Annotated in this window: 14 protein-coding genes and 1 pseudogene; 6 read left to right on the top strand and 9 right to left on the bottom strand. The window is 69.1% G+C overall.

Translation table 11 applies throughout. From position 1 onward, the window contains the following. Nucleotides 1-239: 239 nt before the first annotated feature. Nucleotides 240-1634 (top strand): PTS ascorbate transporter subunit IIC, encoded by a 1395-nt coding sequence (locus tag CGL27_RS00935; protein ID WP_119983812.1) that lies wholly within the window; start codon nucleotides 240-242, stop codon nucleotides 1632-1634. A 932-nt stretch (nucleotides 1635-2566) separates the two neighbouring features. Here CGL27_RS00935 and CGL27_RS00925 read toward each other — a convergent pair. The 5 genes from CGL27_RS00925 to CGL27_RS00905 form a co-directional block, all read right to left on the bottom strand. Further along, complete coding sequence (locus tag CGL27_RS00925) at nucleotides 2567-3058, bottom strand: hypothetical protein (RefSeq protein WP_119983811.1); 492 nt, start codon at nucleotides 3056-3058, stop codon at nucleotides 2567-2569. Nucleotides 3059-3254: 196 nt separating this feature from the next. After that, nucleotides 3255-3635: an AMP-binding protein gene (locus tag CGL27_RS00920; RefSeq protein ID WP_240450930.1), complete on the bottom strand. Its 381-nt coding sequence runs from the start codon at nucleotides 3633-3635 to the stop codon at nucleotides 3255-3257. A gap of 177 nt (nucleotides 3636-3812) precedes the next feature. Continuing rightward, a complete protein-coding gene (locus CGL27_RS00915) occupies nucleotides 3813-4394 on the bottom strand; it encodes a hypothetical protein (protein WP_119983809.1) in 582 nt (193 codons plus the stop codon). Nucleotides 4395-4427: 33 nt separating this feature from the next. Beyond that, nucleotides 4428-5954, bottom strand: a complete 1527-nt coding sequence (locus tag CGL27_RS00910; protein ID WP_276147920.1) for an ISL3 family transposase — start codon at nucleotides 5952-5954, stop codon at nucleotides 4428-4430. 315 nt (nucleotides 5955-6269) lie between these two features. Then, nucleotides 6270-6665: a GNAT family N-acetyltransferase gene (locus CGL27_RS00905; protein WP_078646715.1), complete on the bottom strand. Its 396-nt coding sequence runs from the start codon at nucleotides 6663-6665 to the stop codon at nucleotides 6270-6272. 488 nt (nucleotides 6666-7153) lie between these two features. Between CGL27_RS00905 and CGL27_RS53390 the strand changes: the two genes are divergently transcribed. Then, a complete protein-coding gene (locus CGL27_RS53390) occupies nucleotides 7154-7321 on the top strand; it encodes a hypothetical protein (RefSeq protein WP_162952793.1) in 168 nt (55 codons plus the stop codon). A 94-nt stretch (nucleotides 7322-7415) separates the two neighbouring features. Here CGL27_RS53390 and CGL27_RS50635 read toward each other — a convergent pair. From CGL27_RS50635 to CGL27_RS00880, 4 genes and pseudogenes are all read right to left on the bottom strand, one after another. Further along, a pseudogene (locus CGL27_RS50635) lies at nucleotides 7416-8169 on the bottom strand (TnsA-like heteromeric transposase endonuclease subunit); the annotation flags it as partial. A gap of 150 nt (nucleotides 8170-8319) precedes the next feature. Continuing rightward, nucleotides 8320-9159 carry a helicase associated domain-containing protein gene (locus CGL27_RS00890; RefSeq protein WP_119983808.1) on the bottom strand — a complete coding sequence of 280 codons (840 nt, stop codon included), beginning with the start codon at nucleotides 9157-9159 and terminating at the stop codon, nucleotides 8320-8322. Nucleotides 9160-9244: 85 nt separating this feature from the next. Beyond that, entirely contained in the window at nucleotides 9245-9454 is a 210-nt protein-coding gene (locus CGL27_RS00885; RefSeq protein ID WP_119983807.1) for an integrase core domain-containing protein, read from the bottom strand. A 153-nt stretch (nucleotides 9455-9607) separates the two neighbouring features. Continuing rightward, nucleotides 9608-11761 carry a glycogen debranching N-terminal domain-containing protein gene (locus CGL27_RS00880; RefSeq protein ID WP_205587582.1) on the bottom strand — a complete coding sequence of 718 codons (2154 nt, stop codon included), beginning with the start codon at nucleotides 11759-11761 and terminating at the stop codon, nucleotides 9608-9610. Nucleotides 11762-11894: 133 nt separating this feature from the next. Here CGL27_RS00880 and CGL27_RS00875 point away from each other — a divergent pair, with 133 nt between their 5' ends. The 4 genes from CGL27_RS00875 to CGL27_RS00860 all read left to right on the top strand — a co-directional run bounded on the left by CGL27_RS00875 (nucleotide 11895) and on the right by CGL27_RS00860 (nucleotide 16465). Beyond that, a complete protein-coding gene (locus CGL27_RS00875; protein WP_119983805.1) occupies nucleotides 11895-12959 on the top strand; it encodes a LacI family DNA-binding transcriptional regulator in 1065 nt (354 codons plus the stop codon). Between the two features lie 138 nt (nucleotides 12960-13097). After that, nucleotides 13098-14342, top strand: a complete 1245-nt coding sequence (locus tag CGL27_RS00870) for an extracellular solute-binding protein (RefSeq protein ID WP_205587581.1) — start codon at nucleotides 13098-13100, stop codon at nucleotides 14340-14342. Between the two features lie 6 nt (nucleotides 14343-14348). Beyond that, nucleotides 14349-15566, top strand: coding sequence for a sugar ABC transporter permease (locus tag CGL27_RS00865; RefSeq protein WP_240450292.1), 1218 nt, complete (start codon nucleotides 14349-14351; stop codon nucleotides 15564-15566). Further along, nucleotides 15563-16465, top strand: coding sequence for a carbohydrate ABC transporter permease (locus CGL27_RS00860; RefSeq protein ID WP_119983803.1), 903 nt, complete (start codon nucleotides 15563-15565; stop codon nucleotides 16463-16465). Before CGL27_RS00865 ends, CGL27_RS00860 begins: the two co-directional genes overlap by 4 nt. Nucleotides 16466-16519 lie beyond the last annotated feature (54 nt).

Raw genomic sequence — 16519 nt, 5'->3', positions numbered from 1 at the left:
CGGGCCCCACCCGTTCGTCCCGGGGCGGCGCGGCCCGACGCGGCGGCAGCGCCCGCCACACCACCCGTCGGGCAGCCGCCGCCCCGTGCGCCCTTGGCCCGCCGCCCTCGACGCCCCCACCCCACTGTCGATCCGGGTACGCCACCAGTCAGTCCGGCCGTGCGTCCTCCCGCCGCCCAGCCCGGCACCCACCATCTCCGCAGCCACGGCCTCGTCGTGCCCGAAGAGAGGCGTTGTCAGTGAACAGCGTTCTGCAGAACCTTCTCGATGTCTTCCGTGAACCATCCGTCATCGTCGGCTTGATCGCTCTCCTGGGCCTCCTGCTGCAACGCAAGTCCCTCTCCGACACCGTCAAGGGGACGACCAAGGCGTTCGTCGGCTTCCTCGTCCTCGCGGCGGGCGCCGGAGTGGTTTCAGATGCCCTCACTCCCTTCGGCGAGATGTTCCAGCACGCCTTCGGTGTCCAGGGCGTCGTGCCCAACAACGAGGCCATCGTCGGCAAGGTGCTCACCCACTACGGCTCCCAGGCCGCGCTGATCTTCTTCTTCGGCATGGTGGTGAACGTGCTCCTGGCGCGGTTCACCAGGTTCAAGTTCATCTACATGTCCGGGCATGTGGCCCTGTACCTGGCGGCCATGATCGCCGTGATTCTCATCGCCAACGGCTTCAGCTCGTGGCAGGCCGTCCTCTGGGGCGCCCTCGCCCAGGGGTTGATCACCACTCTCTCGCCCGCGCTCGTCCAGCCCTGGATGCGCAAGGCCACCAAGAATGACAATGTCGCGCTCGGCCACACCGGCAACTTCGGCATCGCCACCAGTGGTCTGGTCGGCAAGCTCTTTGGCAACCCCGAGAAGTCCACGGAAGACCTGAAGATTCCCAAAGGGCTTGGCTTCCTGCGGGACACCACCGTTGTCATCGCCAGTTCCATGGGCGTGATCTATCTGCTCGTCACCCTGGTGGCCGGGTCCGGCTATGTCGAGGACAAGCTGAGCAATGGCCAGTGGTATCTGCTGTGGGCCGTGATGCAGGCCGGTAAGTTCGCCGCCGGCGTGTTCATCATCCTGGCCGGTGTCCGCGTGGTCCTGGCCGAGATCATTCCCGCCTTCAAGGGCATCTCTGAGAAGCTGGTTCCCAACGCCCGGCCCGCGCTCGACGTCCCGATCGTCTTCACCTTCGCCCCGAACGCCGTGCTGATCGGCTTCCTGTCCAGCTTCGTCGGTGGACTCATCGGCATGGGAATCCTCGTCGCAGTTGGGGGGACGATCATCATCCCCGGCATCGTGGCCCACTTCATGACCGGCGCCGCGTCCGGTGTCCTCGGCAACGCGACGGGCGGACGACGTGGCGCGGTGCTCGGCGCCATGGTCAACGGACTCATGATTACATTCCTTCCGCTTCTGGTCCTGCCCTTCCTCGGTGACGTCGGGCTGCAGAACTCCACCTTTTCCGATGCCGACTTCGGAGTCGCCGGCCTCCTCCTCGGCAGCGCCGTCCATATCAGCCACGTGGCCGTCATCGGACTGATCGTCTGCGCGCTGGCTGCCGTTTTCGCCGGTAGCGCCCTTATCACCCGCCGACAGGCCGCCAAGGAACCCATCACGACCGCCGAGCCCGAGCGGCGACCCACTGCCTGAACTCCCCGCCTCGACGCGGCCCGGTACACCACCGGGCCGCGCTATCGCGCCCGCGGATGGTGGGTGCCAGCCTGGCCAGGGCCTGTCAGCGACTCGGCTTTGGCACGAAAGCGGTGGCGATGCTGCGTGGTCGTCTAGCAGAGCAGGATCCGCTGGCGGAAGAGGGAGAGGTCTGCCAGATACACGGCCCGCACGCTCGACCGCACCCACACCCCTTTGCAGTCCTGACCCCGACGCCACCATCAGAACCAGCTCTTCAACGCCGCGGTCAGGCCCGAAGACAGCGAGACTCGGGTTGTTAAAAGCCGGACAGTGGCGTGAGCCGACGGCGCCGTTCAGGCCCGCTCTGCCTCTGGCCCGTGTCAGCGCGCTCTGCATGCCGACGATGTAAACGAGCGCGTGAGCTCAGCGATCCCGGTAGTCGTGCTTGATTCGCCAGCGGACCTTGGCCAAAGGGCCCCGATCAATGAGCGGAGTGTCGGCCGGCAGGTTGGACATCCAGTAATCGGTCGGTGCCTCGGCGTCGGCAGGCCATTCGATCAGCAGTTAGCAGTCAGGCAGGATCCCGTCCCACCGGCCCTGTTCGGCTGAGGCGGCTGACCGGATAGGGCGCTCGACGGCTGTGCCGGCGGGCCACGCCTGGATGCACCGACGAGGACGATCGTGGTGACCAGGCCAGGCGCAGCCGCCATCTCGTGGCCCGGTCGACTCGACGACTGACTCCAACTCGAGCTGATCCGAAAGAGGCGCCGGGCAACGGCGTGTGACGCCCACGCCCTTGTGATCGCCCAAACTTGACGGCGGCGACTGAAAATCGTGGTTCTGGATCACTTTCAGTTGAGCCAGAACCACGACTCGTGAAGAAGGACGGCCTGCTCGAGGACGATTTTTCGCCGGCGCGGCCCGGTTGAGTCCCGGTGTCTCCCTGCCCGTCAGTCGAAGACGAACGGGCCCGGCGACTGCTTGGTGATCGCGGTGCACCGCACGTTGAACACGGAGAAGGTAAAGCTCAGCGAATCCCCTCCCATGTAGGAGTCCAGGCTGTCGCCCGGGGCCACGATGCCGGTGAGCGCGCCGAACCTGACTGGGGAACCCGCCGGAATGGACGGGTTGGATCCTCCCCTGAAGACAGTCGTTTCCGGTCCGCCGTTCTCCTCCAGCCGCAGTGTGACGTCCATGGTATTCGCAGGGATTGCGACAGATGTGATCATGTCCGGCGCGCCCAGCGTGATCGTCGCCGTCGTCCCGTTCTGGGCTGCGGTGAGGGTCAGGGTTGTGCTGCCCCAGGTACCGCAACTGTAGGCGGCCGTGGCGGTAGTTGGTGACACGGCGGTTGCCGCCGGTGCCGGGGCCGCGGCACCGGCGAGCAGCGCCGCCGAGGCGGCGGTCGTGGCGGCGCGTAATTTCGCCCTCGTACGTCTCATGGGTCGTCCTGTCCGGTGGAGGTCGCTTGGCCTGACGGGGCGTCATGCCGGAACGTAGCTGCCTTATTGACGCGCAGGGATCTCAGGAAGGCAAGCGGCACACCGCCTCTGGACGGGGCGAACTGGACGTCGAAGTAGCGGACGCCGGCCCCGCGGCCGCATCCCGCTCCGCGGGCGGGCTCTCATGGCAGTTCTCCTACCCGTCCCGTGGCGCCCCGTGAGTGTCCAGGACGCCGCGCACGGTGAGCGTGTGAAAAGGCTGGTCGAACCGCTCTGTTTCCGCCTCCAGAGCGAGCATCGCGTCGGCTTCGGAGTCGCCGAGGATGAACTCGATCCGGGATGCGGGGTCCGCGGCCTTGACGGGAACGTAGGCGCAGCCTGCCTTGAGTGTGCCCAGTATCGCCGGGTAGGCGTGTTCGCTCCGGGCGCCGGTCACCGCGACTGTGCCTCCCGAGCTCACGCCGCGCGCGGTGAGGAAGTCCCGTACAGCGTCGGCGTGTTCGTCGAGCTCTCGGTGTGAGTTCGACGAATGCCGCGTCCACCTGGAGTTCCAGCTGAAGAGGGCCGTCCTGAACACCCGCGAGCCCGGCCTGCTGGGCCGAGGCACGATGGTTGTCACCAGGATCGCCAGACAAGGCGCGCCGCGGCGGCCGCCGGTGGCTTTATCGGCAGCAGTAGTGGTTCTGGCTCGCTTTCCGTGACGCGTGCACGTTGGGTGATCTTCGCGGGGAGACCAGTGGGACCGAAGGGGGCCTCAGGTGCAGACGATGGGGCAGCTGCGTCGGATTGAGTGCTGTGCAGCGCGCAGGAACAGTGCGACGTAGAAGGCTGTGTCCAGGTCCTTGGTCCACGGTCCTGTTCGAGTAGTGGCCAGTTCCTTTGCTTGGTGCCTGAACCACGTGCTGAGGTCGAGGTTGTCGCATGTTGCCGGGGTTTCGGCTGGCAGACCGATGGCTGCCGCCAGCTTCTCGGCGAGTGGTAGTACCTGAGGAGCGCCGGCGACCATGGAGTCGTGGTCGTCGGACTCGATGGGCAACCAGATCTCCTCATCGAGCGAGAAGGGCACGAGTACGGTCCAGCCGCAGAGGATCTCCGATTCCTCTCGTGACAGGTGCGTCTGACACAAGGCGAGGAACCCGGTCATGTCGGGGGTCAGCTTTTCCTCGAAAGCTTGTCCTGAGCCAGGTGCGAAGGCCGTCTCTGCGGGGACGTCCTCGTAGGGCGGCAGGCCCCGCCGCCTGAGTTCAGCATCGAGTGCCGAAGCAACTTCACCCCATCCGTTCTCCTCGTCACCGAACCATTCCTCCACGCCGACGCTCACCAGGTAAACACCCATGTGGGGGAAGCTACCGCGCGCATCTGACATCGATCACTGAGCCAACAGGACTCGCTTGCGGAGCAGTGCGAAGCCGGCCCGGCCGAACATCTGGCGCTTGAACATCTTGATCCGGTTGACGTGTCCCTCAACGACGCCGGAGCTCCAGGGCAGGGTGAGACCGGCGATGACCGCGTCGCGGTCTCGGTCGATACCGGCCGCGAGAGTGTGGAGGCTGGGCAGGTCGTCCTGACGGACGGCCTCGAGCCACTGCGGCAGCCGTTCGCCCTGGCGCTCGGTGAGCATCTGGGCGAAAGACCGGACGTGACCGGTCAGGGCATCGAGTTCCGGGCAGTTGGCCAGGACGGCCTTCAGCCGGAGCTGTTCGATCTGAGTCAGCGTCTCGGGCCGGCTGAGGATCCATCTCGTCACCGCACGGGGTGCCGGCGGTTGCGCGGTGACCGGCCGTGGCGAGGTGCGCTTCTCTCGCAGGTAGGCGCTGACCCGGCCGTAGCTGCCTCGATAGCCCAAGGGGACGATCTCTTCCCAGAGCTTCCAGGCGTTGGTGCAGCCCTCGTCCCAGCGTTCGTCCAGGTAGGGCTTGTACTCGTCGAGGACGGAGGTCCTGCTGTGCTGCCACTGGCCTCGAAAGAGGTCTTCTGGCTTCGCAGCGTCGGCGAGGCTTTTGACAGTGCGGTGGGTCATCTGAAGCTGACGCCCGATGGAACGGCGGCTGTGGCCGGCTTCCAGCAGCGCGTGGACCGTGGCGTGCCTGGCTCGGACGCGGTTGGCGAACCGCTCGCTCCGCCATGGAGAGTCCTCCTTCTCCTCGGGCGGCGCCGGTTCATCGGCCTTCCCCTCGGGATCGGGGACCAGGGCGCGAAGGCACTGGCGGTGTTGGGCGACAGCCCGCTTAGCGGCCTCCCCGAGGTTGTGCCACAGATGCCAGCGGTCGGCGACCTGCGTCGCCTGGGGTGCCCCGGCTGTGGCTCCTTCCGCGAAGAACGGTGCGCGGTCCCGGCAAACGATCTCGATGCCGGGTCGCTTCGCGAGCCATGCGGCCAGGCTGGACGCCTTCCGGTCAGGCAGCAGATCCACCGGCCGGCGGGACTCGACGTCGACGAGCGCCGTGCCGTAGACCCGTCCTTTGCGTGTGGCGTACTCATCGACACCAACCACCCGCGGGGTCGGGACATCCGGTTCGGGCAAAGCTTCCAGCAGCCGCAACACCGCGCTGCGGCTGATGGGCACCCCGAAGGCCCGTGCCATCCGGGCGCCGGCCCGGCCGGCGAGGGCGAGACCCACCGCGGCGAGAGTCGACCGCAACCGCTCCGTCCACCGGCTGTGCCGCCGGGTCAGTCCCGGCAGTTGCTCAGCGAACGTCTGCCGAGCACAGGACGACTCTGGACAGAAGAACCGCCGGACTCGCAGTCGGAGGACCACCAGACGTCCGCCACTCGGTACGTCCGCAGGAAACCGCAGGTAAGAGCTGTGCACCTGGGTCGACTCGCTCCCACAGTCCGGGCATGCCGCCCCGGCCGCCGTACTGCAAAGGTCGATGCGTATCGCCTCGTGACTCACGTCCAGCGACAGCACCGACACGTCCGCGATGGACGGTAACAGCAGGCCCTCCAGGCGGGGCGACGTCTCTTCCACGACGCCGCACTGTCGACCACACCAAGATCAGCCCTGGCCATTTTCAGGCAACTTCCCGGAGCCTGATCAGAGCACCAGTCGTCACTCAGCGTGCGCACATCACGGAAAGCGAGTCAGAACCCGTTCTCGGGCTCTGGCTCAAATTGTGTGGTGAAGTCACAATCGGTGACGACCGAGCTGGGTCTGGGGACTGGCGGGGCTTACTGATAGCGCCCCTGGGTGAGGGTTTGGCCCACGGCGTTATAAAGCGATCAGACCGGCTGGCGTCTCCTGGAAGCCGCATGCATCGAAATAGAAAGAGCGCAGGTGTTCCTCGAAGTCGACGTGCAGCCATTCGCACTTCGCGGCGCGGGCTTCGTGGGCCGCGGTCGCGACCAGCGCGGCGCCGACCCCTCTCGACCGGCGATGCTGTGCGACCACCGTGTCCAGGATGAAGGCGTGGACTCCGCCGTCCCAGGCAACGTTGACGAAGCCGATCAACGAGCCGTCTTCACGCGCGCAGACCCAGCCGAGACTGTAGCGCTCAAGTCGCTCTCGCCAGTCAGTCTGAGCGACCGGGTAGCCGAAGCCGTCAGCGTGCAGCGCGTTGAGGGCAGGGTTGTCGAAGTCGCCCCGCCACTCGCACTTGAACGTCACTCCTCGATCATAGTATCCGTCCCTAATCCAGGGACTGGATTAGGGAGCGAGGAGATCCAGCTGCGGCGGTAGTTCGTTCACGGCGCAGCACTGTCGACCACACCGCGTTCCGGCCAGGCGATTTTCGGGCGACGTCAACTCTCGTAGCAGGAAGATCGAAAGTCACGCTGCGTATAGGACCACAGGAAGTGGACCAGAGCCCGTTCTCGCGTACAAAGCCACTGCTACGACCCGCTCGTCGGCATACCCCGTCGGACGACGGCCACATGTCGGCACCGTGCGTTTGTCGACCAGCCCCCACAACCCCTGCTTGCGATACATGCACCGCATCCGCTGCACCGTCGTACGCGTCACCCGGTTGAAGCCGAGCGACGTCATCTCACGTGCCTTCGCGGCCTCCCGCTGCGCAAGCGTCCACCGCTCGGGGTCGTACTCCGGCCGCATCGCCTGCCCTCAGGATGCGGCCACCCGGTCTCGACCTCCCGGATGTGGGGCAGCCACGCCAGCGCGCGCTGCTGGGCCGCCAGCGGAACGGTCTCGAACAGCCCCCACTGCGGCACTGCGTCCGGTGCCCGCGCGCCCACCACTTCAAAGCCCGGATCGGCGAACAACCGCCCCAGCAGCACAGCTTCTTCGGCGCCGCCCTCCTGCAGTAGGTAGCCCTGCTGGCCCTGCAGGGCAACGACCTGCCAGGTCTGCCCTCGGTAGACGATGTGCGCGCCGACCTCTATCACCGGCCGCCGACTCCCGCCGTGAGTGCCGCCCACCGCGCTCAGCCCCTTGCCCGTCCGCAGGCACCGATCGGCAACCCGTCCTCCTCGCCGCCCTCTCCCGCGTTCGCACAGACCAGCGTCCCCTCGTGCAGGGCTCATCAAGCCGCGTCACAAGCTGCCCGGACCACAGCGCGTGACAGACGGTCGGCAGTACCTGCAGGAGATCGCCCACCGACGCTGCACCGTCGGCCAGCGGCCGGGGCTCGGCGAACGCTTCAGCAAGTGCCGCCCACAGCCCGGGCGGGCCCTGATTACGGGGATGGCGGTAGCCGGCCAGCCACCGCAGGTTCGCCGCCATCACCGCCGGGGCGGCTCCAGCCGCCGGTACGACCAGCCCACGCGCGCGCACGCCGCGTCCAGGACCATCCGTGCCCGCTGCGCCCTGTCTCCGCCGGCAGCCGGGCTTGAGGGGCAGTCGGCGAGCAGCCCGGCGCCGTCCGTGTACCGAGCGAAGAGCTGGGGCAGCCATGAGCGCACCCGCCCATCGGCTGGGTCCCGCCACAGCAGGCGTACCGGACGTGCGGACAGACCGGTCACGTCCGGGTGCCGGTCCAGCACCATCAGCTGAGTAAGCATCGCGGCGGACCCGTGCACTACGGTCGTCCAGTGGTCGCCGACCACCACCAACCAGGCCCCCACCGGCGGCCCGGCACCACCGGGAACGCCGACACCGGCGCCAGATCCTCGAACCGCACCGATGCGATCGCCTGCTCCCACGACAGGTGCGCCACGTGCCCATCGACGCTGGCGAAGGCTGCTTCCACGCCTGAACTGTCCTTCCGTACCAACGCTGCCTCAAAGCACGGGCGACGCACACACCGTGCGATAGCCCAACAGCCAATTACGTAGGGGACCCTGTGCGGCGAGCGAACGGTTTCTTCTCACTCGAACGGATGGTTCTCGGCGGCATCGCGATGCCACCTTGAGGCGCGGGCACGCGGCGCCACCCGGGCCCAGGCTGCCTCGGCGGTGATGCCGATAGCGGCGAGCAGGCGCTGCTGGTCGGGATGAAGGGTGTCGTAGAGCGTGCACTGCCGTTTGACCCATTTACCCAATGCGTTCTTCCCCACCGGAAGATCGCCTGCCGCGTCGGTTCGGCGGACGGCGCGCATGCGGTCGCGGGCGCGGTAGTAGTTGCGCTGCCAGTGCAGGTCCCACGGCGGGTTCCACCACGGATCGATCGCGACTAACTCCTGAAGGTGGGGCGAGGGCGGCTCGCCCTGCCTGGCACGCTGCTTGGCACGATTACGCTGGCCGAACAGCCACGCGCCTAACGGGAACCCGTCCTGCTGCACCTCCCGCGGAACGGCCAGGTGCCCGTGAACGGCTGCCCAGACCCGGGCATGCACCAGCACGCGTTCTAACCGGACACGCTGGTCGGGACGCTGCCCAAGCCGTGACCGCCGCACTCCCAACAACCCCAGCGCTGCGACCACAGGAAGGCGTTCAGGCACCACCTCCCCGTCTCCCTGGCTATCGTGCCCCTGGATACGGTGGCGCTGTCCCAGAGCGGTTGCGGCAGCATCCGGACGGCTGGACCGGCTGCCCGGACGTGGTGCGCGTGCACGAACAACAGAGGCGCTAGCCATGTCGGCCGGCACTTCAGCAACGGCTGCCTCAAGCTTCAGAGCCAGTTCGGCAAGGAGATCCTGTTGTGCTGCCCCGAGTGAGTTGTACCGGCGCTGCTGGGTGAGCAGCCACTCCCGCGCCGCCTTGTCCACCCGGGGAAAACACGTCGCGAGCTCCCCACCGCCTATGGCCTGAAGCTGAGCTGCCCCGAGTTTCGTAGAGTCCGGTGATCTTGTTTCAGGCGGACTGCGGGGTTTGCTCCTGGCTCCGCCAGAAGGCTTCCTCGTACTCGGCGGGTGGTACGTAGTCGAGTGCGGAGTGGAGGCGTTCTTCGTTGTACCAGGTGATCCACTGGAAGATCGCCCGCTCGACCTGGTCGACGTCCTTCCAGGGGCCCTGTATCTCGATCAGCTCGGCCTTGAACGTGCCGTTCAGCGCCTCCGTCATCGCGTTGTCAACTGAGCGCAGGCAATCGTGGCACGTGCACCAGCGCCTGCTCCGGCGGCAGCGGCGTTGCCGTGTTTCGCCACGTTGTCCGGGCGACCCGCTTCGGTGCTTCGCCGCCGCGCGAGGTCGTCGCCGAAGCACCGGGACGCCGCGTCAGGCCGAGACCACCGTCAACCCCTCCGGCGCCGTCACGTTCACCGCTCCGTCCGCCGCCAGCGTGATGTCCAGTTGGGCTCCGCCGACCTGGAGCCCCGTCACCGTCAGCGGGGCGTACGCCCCGGCGAAGGCGGGGGCCACCGTGACCGTGCCGCCCGGGACGTCCGCGTCCAGGCCGAGGGCCGAGCGCAGCACCAGGACCGAGGCAGCGGCCGCCCAGGCCTGGGGGCGACACGACGCGGGGTAGGGGGCGGGGTGCGGGCCCGCCGCGGCGCCGTGGCCGGCGAAGAGCTCGGGCAGGCGTCCGGCGAAGCCCGCCGACGCCGTCAGCAGGCCCGCCGCCAGCGGCGCCGCCGCGTCCGGGAAGCCGGCTCTGACCAGGCCGTGCACGGCGATCGCGGTGTCGTGCGGCCAGATGGAACCAATGTGGTAGCCGTACGGGTTGAAGCCCACCGAGTCGCTGCTCAGGGTGCGCAGACCGTGGCCCGAGTCGAGGTCTGGGCCGGTCAACCGGGCCGCCAGCGCCGCGCTCTCCTCCTGGTTCAGCAGGCCCGTCCCGAGAAGGTGGCCGAAGCCGGAGGTGACCGAGTCCACCGGCCGGCCGTCGCGGTCCAGCGCGACCGCCGGGTACGGGCCCTGTGCGTCCTCCACCCAGAAGCGCTTCCGGAAGCGGGTGGCGAGCCCTTCCGCCCATTCCTCCCACGCGTCCGCACCCGGCCGCCCGAAGGCGCGCAGCAGCGCCGCTCCGCCCCGCGCCGCCTCGTACGCGTACGCCTGCACCTCGCACAGCGCGATCGGCGGGTCGGCGAGCCGGCCGTCGCGATGGCGGATGGCGTCGCCGGAGTCCTTCCAGCCCTGGTTGGCCAGGCCCCGTCCGGTCCGGTCGACGTACCTGAGGAAGCCGTCGTCGGCCGCTGCCGCCTGGTCGCGGATCCACGCGAGCGCCGACTCGGTGTGCGGCAGCAGCTGTTCCACCTGCTCGGGGGCCAGGCCCCAGCGCCAGGCGTCATGGAGCAGGGTGATCCACAGGGGGGTCGCGTCGACCGTGCCGTAGTACACCGGCGGGACGGCGAACGTGTCGGTGAAGTTCTGGGTGCCGCGCCGCACTTCGTGCAGGATCTTCCCCGGCTGCTCCTCCGTGGCGGGGTCGGCCACCGCCCCCTGGCGGCGGGCGAGTGTGCGCAGCGTACCGGCCGCGAGTTCGGTGCCGAGCGGGAGCAGCATGCGGGCGGCCCACAACGAGTCGCGGCCGAAGAGGGTCAGAAACCACGGAGCTCCGGCGGCCAGGAACTGATCCGGGCCGTTCGCGCCGTCCGGGTGCCCCTCCGGGGACCGGGGGTCCATCAGGCGCAGCCGGTCCGCGTCGGCGACCGACTGGTCCAGCCACTGGTCGAAGCGCCGGTCCGCGCTGCGCAGGGCCGGGCAGCGCCACGGTACGGCGTCCGCCGGGGCGGCCGGGAACTGGTCGCCGTCCGCGTACGCCGCCGTGCAGCGCAGCGTCGCCGTCCATGAAGCGCCGGGGTCCAGTTCTACGTCGTACGACAGCCGGCCCTCCGGCGCCTCCAGGGCGTCCGGCGCGGGCTCGCCGACCAGGCGTACCGCGAACCCGTCGCGGGACCACACCAGACCGCCGCCCTCGGCGCCTTCCGCGCCTTCGGCCCGCGCCCGCACCGGGTCCAGGAGGTGGCCCGACTTCACCCGCTCCATCGGGGCGAGGTCCGTGCCGGCCGTGACCGTGAGTCGGAAACTGACCCGCTGGGTGGCCGCGTTGGTGACCTCGAAGCTCTCCTCCAACCGCCCGGAGGCGACGGTACGACGGCGGTTCAGGGCGACCGCCGGGTCGGGCGTCACCTCGCCGAGCCCCCGCAGGATCGCCCGGAAGTCCGCCCGGTCGGCTCCCCTGAGCCCGCCGCCGACCGGCGCCAGGGCGATGGACTCCGCCGTGACGGTCAGGTGGGACAGCGCCCTGCCGTCGCCGTGGTAGAAGCCGTCCGCACCCCCGTCGAGCTGTCCGTCCGCGCGCGAGATCACAAAGCTCGGCGCGCACAGCGTGACGACCGCGTCGTGCAGGAACGGCTGCAGTTCCGTGGCCACCGAAGTGGGGGTCGTGACGGGTTCGTTGGTGTCCTGGGCCTTGACAGTGGTGTCCAAAGGAGTAGAACCTCTCAGCATTAGATCGATCCAAAGACACTAATGGCCTCCTCAGAGCGCTGGCAATGCCTTTGGAACGCTCAAATCAAGCTCGTAGAACCATGCTCAGAACCCTCGTACGCCGGAGACCCGTATGCCCCGCTCCACCAGCAGTCCCTCGCCCAAGGGCGGCCCGGTGACCCTCGCCATGGTCGCCCGCCGGGCCGGTGTCTCCCCGCAGACCGTGTCCAACGCGATCAACTCGCCGGACCTGCTGCGCCCCGAGACCCTCGAGCGGGTCCGCGGGGTGATCGATGAGATGGGCTACCGCCCGAGCCGTGCCGCGCAGGCGCTGCGCACCCGTTCCAGCAAGCTGATCGGCTACGGCATCCAGCCCGTTCCGGGTGGCGACACGGCCCCCGTCATGGACCGCTTTCTGCACGCCCTGTCGCAGGCCGCCGACGAGGCGGGCTACCGGATGCTGCTGTTCGCCTGCCCGCCCGGCGGCCCGAGCCTGGAAGGGTACGAGGAACTGCTCGGCCAGCACGACGTCGACGGCTTCGTGCTCAGCAACACCGCCCGCCAGGATCCGCGCCAGGCGTGGCTGGCCAAGCGGGGCGTACCGTTCGTCGGCTTCGGCCGGATGTGGTCGGGGCGGCAGATCGGTGACTGGGCCGACGTCGACGGTGCCTCGGGCACGGACGCCGCCGTGGAGCATCTGGTCGCACTCGGGCACCGCAGGATCGCCTTCCTGGGCTGGCCGCGCGGCTCCGGCGTCGGTGACGACCGTGCCGCGGGCTGGCAGCGGGCCATGCGCCGGCACGGGCTCCCGGCGCGCGGACGGCGCGCGGAGAGCGCGGGGGAAGTCGAGGCCGCCCGCATCGCCGTGAAGCCCTTACTGGACGCGGGTGCCACGGCCGTGGTCGCGGCCAGCGACATGCTGGCGCTCGGCTGCTACCACGCGCTGCGCGAACGGGGCACCACCCCGGGCCGGGACGTCGCCGTGGTCGGCTTCGACGACTCGCCGATCGCCGGGATCCTCTCGCCCTCCCTGTCCACGGTCGCCCAGCCGCTGGAGGCGGTCGGCAGGGAGTGCGTCCGGCTGTTGCTGGCCCGGATGGCCAACCCGGCGGCGCCACCGGAGCGCGTCCTGCTGGAGCCGTCCCTCGTCATCCGCGACAGCACCCCGGCGCCGGGCTCCGACGCACCGGCGTTCTGACGCACCGGCGCCCTGCCACGTTGGCGCCCTGACGCACCGGCGCCGTCGCGTTGGCGCCGTGAGGCGCAGCGCCCCGAACCTCACCTCTCCTCCACTCCCCTCGAGCCGCACGTACCATCCCGAATCCACGGAGGAATCATGGCCCCCCGCACGGCCACCGCCGCCCTCGTCACCTGCGCGGCGCTCCTGGCCGCCACCGGCTGCTCGTCGAGCTTCGGCGGCGACAAGGAAACGCAGCAGGACACCAGCACCACACAGCACCTGAAGGTCCTCATAGCCACCTCGGGCGACGCCGAGACCAAGGCGGTCAAGGAGGCCGCGGCCGCGTACGAGAAGCAGTCCGGCAACAAGGTGACCATCGAAGCCGCCAAGGACATGAACCAGCAGCTGGCTCAGTCCTTCGCCGGGCACAGGCCGCCGGACGTCTTCTACGTCAACTCCGACCAGTTCGCGAACTACGCCAAGGGCGGCTCTCTGTACGCGTACGGCGACAAGATCAAGGACGCGGCCGACTTCGCCGAGCCCCTGCGCACCGCCTTCACCTACGACGGGAAGCTGGTGTGCCTGCCCAAGGACACCTCCACCCTCGCCCTCGCCATCAACACCGACCTGTGGAAGAAGGCGGGGCTGACCGAGAAGGACTACCCCACCTCCTGGGACGAGCTGAGGAAGGTCGCCGGCAAACTCACCGGCGACGGGGTCACCGGCCTGGTCACCAGCGACGAGTACCAGCGACTCGGCGTCTTCATGAAGCAGGCGGGCGGCTGGATCACCGACGCGAAGCAGACGAAGATGACCGCCGACAGCGTGAAGAACGCCGAGGGGCTCGGGTTCGTGCGGTCGCTGCTGCGGTCCGGCTCGCTGAAGTACGCCAAGCAGGTCGACACCAGTTGGGGCGGCGAGGCCCTGGGCAAGGGCAAGGCCGCCATGACCATCGAGGGCAACTGGCTGACCGGCGCCATGAAGCTCGACTACCCGAAGGTGGCTTACAAGGTGGTCCCGCTGCCCGCGGGCCCGGCCGGGAAGGCCACGCTGGCCTTCAGCAACTGCTGGGGCGTGGCCGCCGAGAGCGCCCACCGGTCGGCGGCCGTGGACCTGGTGAAGTACCTCAGCTCCGGTGAGCGGCAGCTGAAGTTCGCCGACGGATTCGGGGTGATGCCCTCGCGCACCAGCGCCCTGGCCGAGTACGCGAAGCGGGAGCCGGACGCCAAGGCCTGGGTCGACGCCAACGCCTACGCGCAGGGCCCGGTGACCGTCGCCGGGTTCGACAAGGTGCTCAGCCAGTTCAACACCGAACTCCAGTCGCTGCGCACCACGGACCCGAAGAAGATCCTCGCCGACCTGCAGCGCAACGGCGAACAGACCCTCGCGAAGAGCGACTGAGCCGCCATGCCCTTCCGCACCACCCACCGCACGGCGCGCCGCATCCCCCGCGGCGCGTCGTCCGATCCCCGCCCGGCCCCCGGGGCCACCGGCGGGGATCCCCGTACGGCCGGCTCGCCGGGCGCACCTGACGCGCCCGGCGGGTCCGGCCCCAAGGTGGCGCCCCGCACCCCGAACACCCCGCCCGCGGGGCGCCGCCGCGGCGAAGGCGCCTGGGGCTGGCTGTTCGTCAGCCCCATGGTGCTGATCCTCGGCCTGTTCCTGGTGCTGCCGATCCTGATGGCCCTGTGGGTCAGCCTGCTGCACTGGGACGGGCAGTCCAACCCGTTCAGCGGGCAGGCGAAGTTCGTGGGCCTGGACAACTACCGGGCGCTGCTCACCGAGGACGGCCTCGACCGCACCCTCTTCGCGACCTCGCTGCGCAACAACGTCTACTACGTGGCGCTGACCGTGCCGCTGCAGACCGGGCTGGCGCTGGTGCTGGCGCTGATCGTCAACCAGCGGCTGCTGCGCGCGCGGGGCGCCCTGCGCACCACGTTCTTCTTCCCGTCGGTCACCAGCTCGATCGCGGTCTCCACCGTCTTCCTCTTCCTCTTCCAGGGCAGTGGCGCCGTCAACACACTGCTGTCCTGGATCGGAGTGAAGGGCCCGAACTGGTTCGCCGACTCGCGTGGGGTGCTCTCGACGCTGCTCGGCGGTCTGGGGATCGTCGACCCCGACCACCCCACGGGTGTGCTGGCCGATCACTCCTTCATGGGGCTTTCCTGGTATGAGTGGCTGTCCGGTCCGTCCGTCGCGATGTGCACGATCATTCTGCTGGCCGTGTGGACGACCTCCGGCACCTTCATGCTGATCTTCCTCGCGGCCCTTCAGGACATCCCGCGCGAGCTGGAGGAGGCGGCCGCCATCGAGGGCGTGAACCGCCGCCAGATGCTGCGCCACGTCACGCTGCCCGCGCTGCGGCCGGTGCTCTTCCTCGTCCTCACCCTGGGCACGATCGCCACCTGGCAGGTCTTCGACCAGGTGTATGTGATGGGCCAGGGCGCTCCGGGCAACACGACGCTGACGCCGGCCTTCCTGTCGTACTCGACGGCCTTCGACGACGCCGACTTCGGGCAGGGCGCGGCCATCGCCTTCATCCTGCTCACGCTGATCCTGATCATCACCGCCCTGCAGCGCTGGGCGCTGCGGGAGCGCGGCCCCCGCCCCGGGAGGAATCGATGAACGCCCAGGCCAAGGCCGCCGCCCCGGCGCGGGGGCGCCCGGTGCTCGGCCGGTTCCCACTGCCGCTGCGGGCGCTGGGATACGCACTGGTGGTGGGGGCCGGACTGGTGTACCTGCTGCCGTTCGCGCTCCAGCTGGTGTCCGGGTTCAAGACTGACCCGGACGCCGCGGCGCATCCCCTCGGACTGGTGCCCACCACCCCGACGACCGCCGCCTACCAGCGGCTGTTCGGGCTGAGCCAGGCCGGGGACGGGGTGCCGTTCCTGCGCTGGCTGGGCAACTCGACCCTGGTCGCGGTCCTGGTCACCGCCGGGCGGGTGCTGTTCGACTCGATGGCGGGGTACGCGCTGGCGCGGCTGCGCTTCCCGGGCCGCTCGCTGCTGTTCGGCTTCGTCCTCGGGGTGATGGCGGTGCCCGGGGTGGCGCTGCTGATCCCGAAGTTCCTGGTGCTGAACACGTTCGGGCTGTTCGACACCTACACCGGCATGGTCCTTCCGCTGATGGTGGACGCGGCCGGGATCTTCATCATGAAGCAGTTCTTCGAGTCGGTCCCCCGGGAGGTCGAGGAGGCCGCGCGGGTGGACGGCGCCGGGGTGATCCGGACCTTCTGGTCGGTGGTGCTGCCGATGGCCCGGCCCGCGCTGATCACCCTGACGATCCTGTCGTTCCAGGGCTCGTGGAACGAGTTCACCCACTTCCTGGTGGCCACGCAGTCCGGCGAGTACGAGACGCTGACGACCGGGCTCGCGCGGTTCGCCTCGGGCGGACTGGGCGGCGGTACGCAGTACCCGCTGAAGCTGGCGGCGGCCCTGCTGGCGACCCTGCCGGTCGCGGCGCTGTTCTTCTGCTTCCAGCGCTACTTCGTGCAGGGGGCGAACTCGGGGGCGGTCAAGGAATAGCTTCCCCTGCTCGCGACCTGCCCGATCCCGTGCCTGGCGTTCGGCCCGGCGGAG

Origin of the sequence: Streptomyces sp. 11-1-2, assembly GCF_003595545.1 — a bacterium.
Taxonomy (GTDB): Bacteria; Actinomycetota; Actinomycetes; order Streptomycetales; family Streptomycetaceae; genus Streptomyces; species Streptomyces hygroscopicus_B.
The sequence above is the reverse complement of the archived record's forward strand: the minus strand, read 5'-3'. Positions and strand labels throughout refer to the sequence as shown.

What these genes read in the sequence shown, in the direction of transcription:
- CGL27_RS00870 (WP_205587581.1), top strand. Translation starts at nt 13,098, where the DNA reads ATGGCCCCCCGCACGGCCACCGCCGCCCTCGTCACCTGCGCGGCGCTC.
- CGL27_RS00885 (WP_119983807.1), bottom strand. Translation starts at nt 9,454, where the DNA reads ATGACGGAGGCGCTGAACGGCACGTTCAAGGCCGAGCTGATCGAGATA.
- CGL27_RS00915 (WP_119983809.1), bottom strand. Translation starts at nt 4,394, where the DNA reads ATGGGTGTTTACCTGGTGAGCGTCGGCGTGGAGGAATGGTTCGGTGAC.
- CGL27_RS00925 (WP_119983811.1), bottom strand. Translation starts at nt 3,058, where the DNA reads ATGAGACGTACGAGGGCGAAATTACGCGCCGCCACGACCGCCGCCTCG.
- CGL27_RS00875 (WP_119983805.1), top strand. Translation starts at nt 11,895, where the DNA reads ATGCCCCGCTCCACCAGCAGTCCCTCGCCCAAGGGCGGCCCGGTGACC.
- CGL27_RS00865 (WP_240450292.1), top strand. Translation starts at nt 14,349, where the DNA reads ATGCCCTTCCGCACCACCCACCGCACGGCGCGCCGCATCCCCCGCGGC.
- CGL27_RS00860 (WP_119983803.1), top strand. Translation starts at nt 15,563, where the DNA reads ATGAACGCCCAGGCCAAGGCCGCCGCCCCGGCGCGGGGGCGCCCGGTG.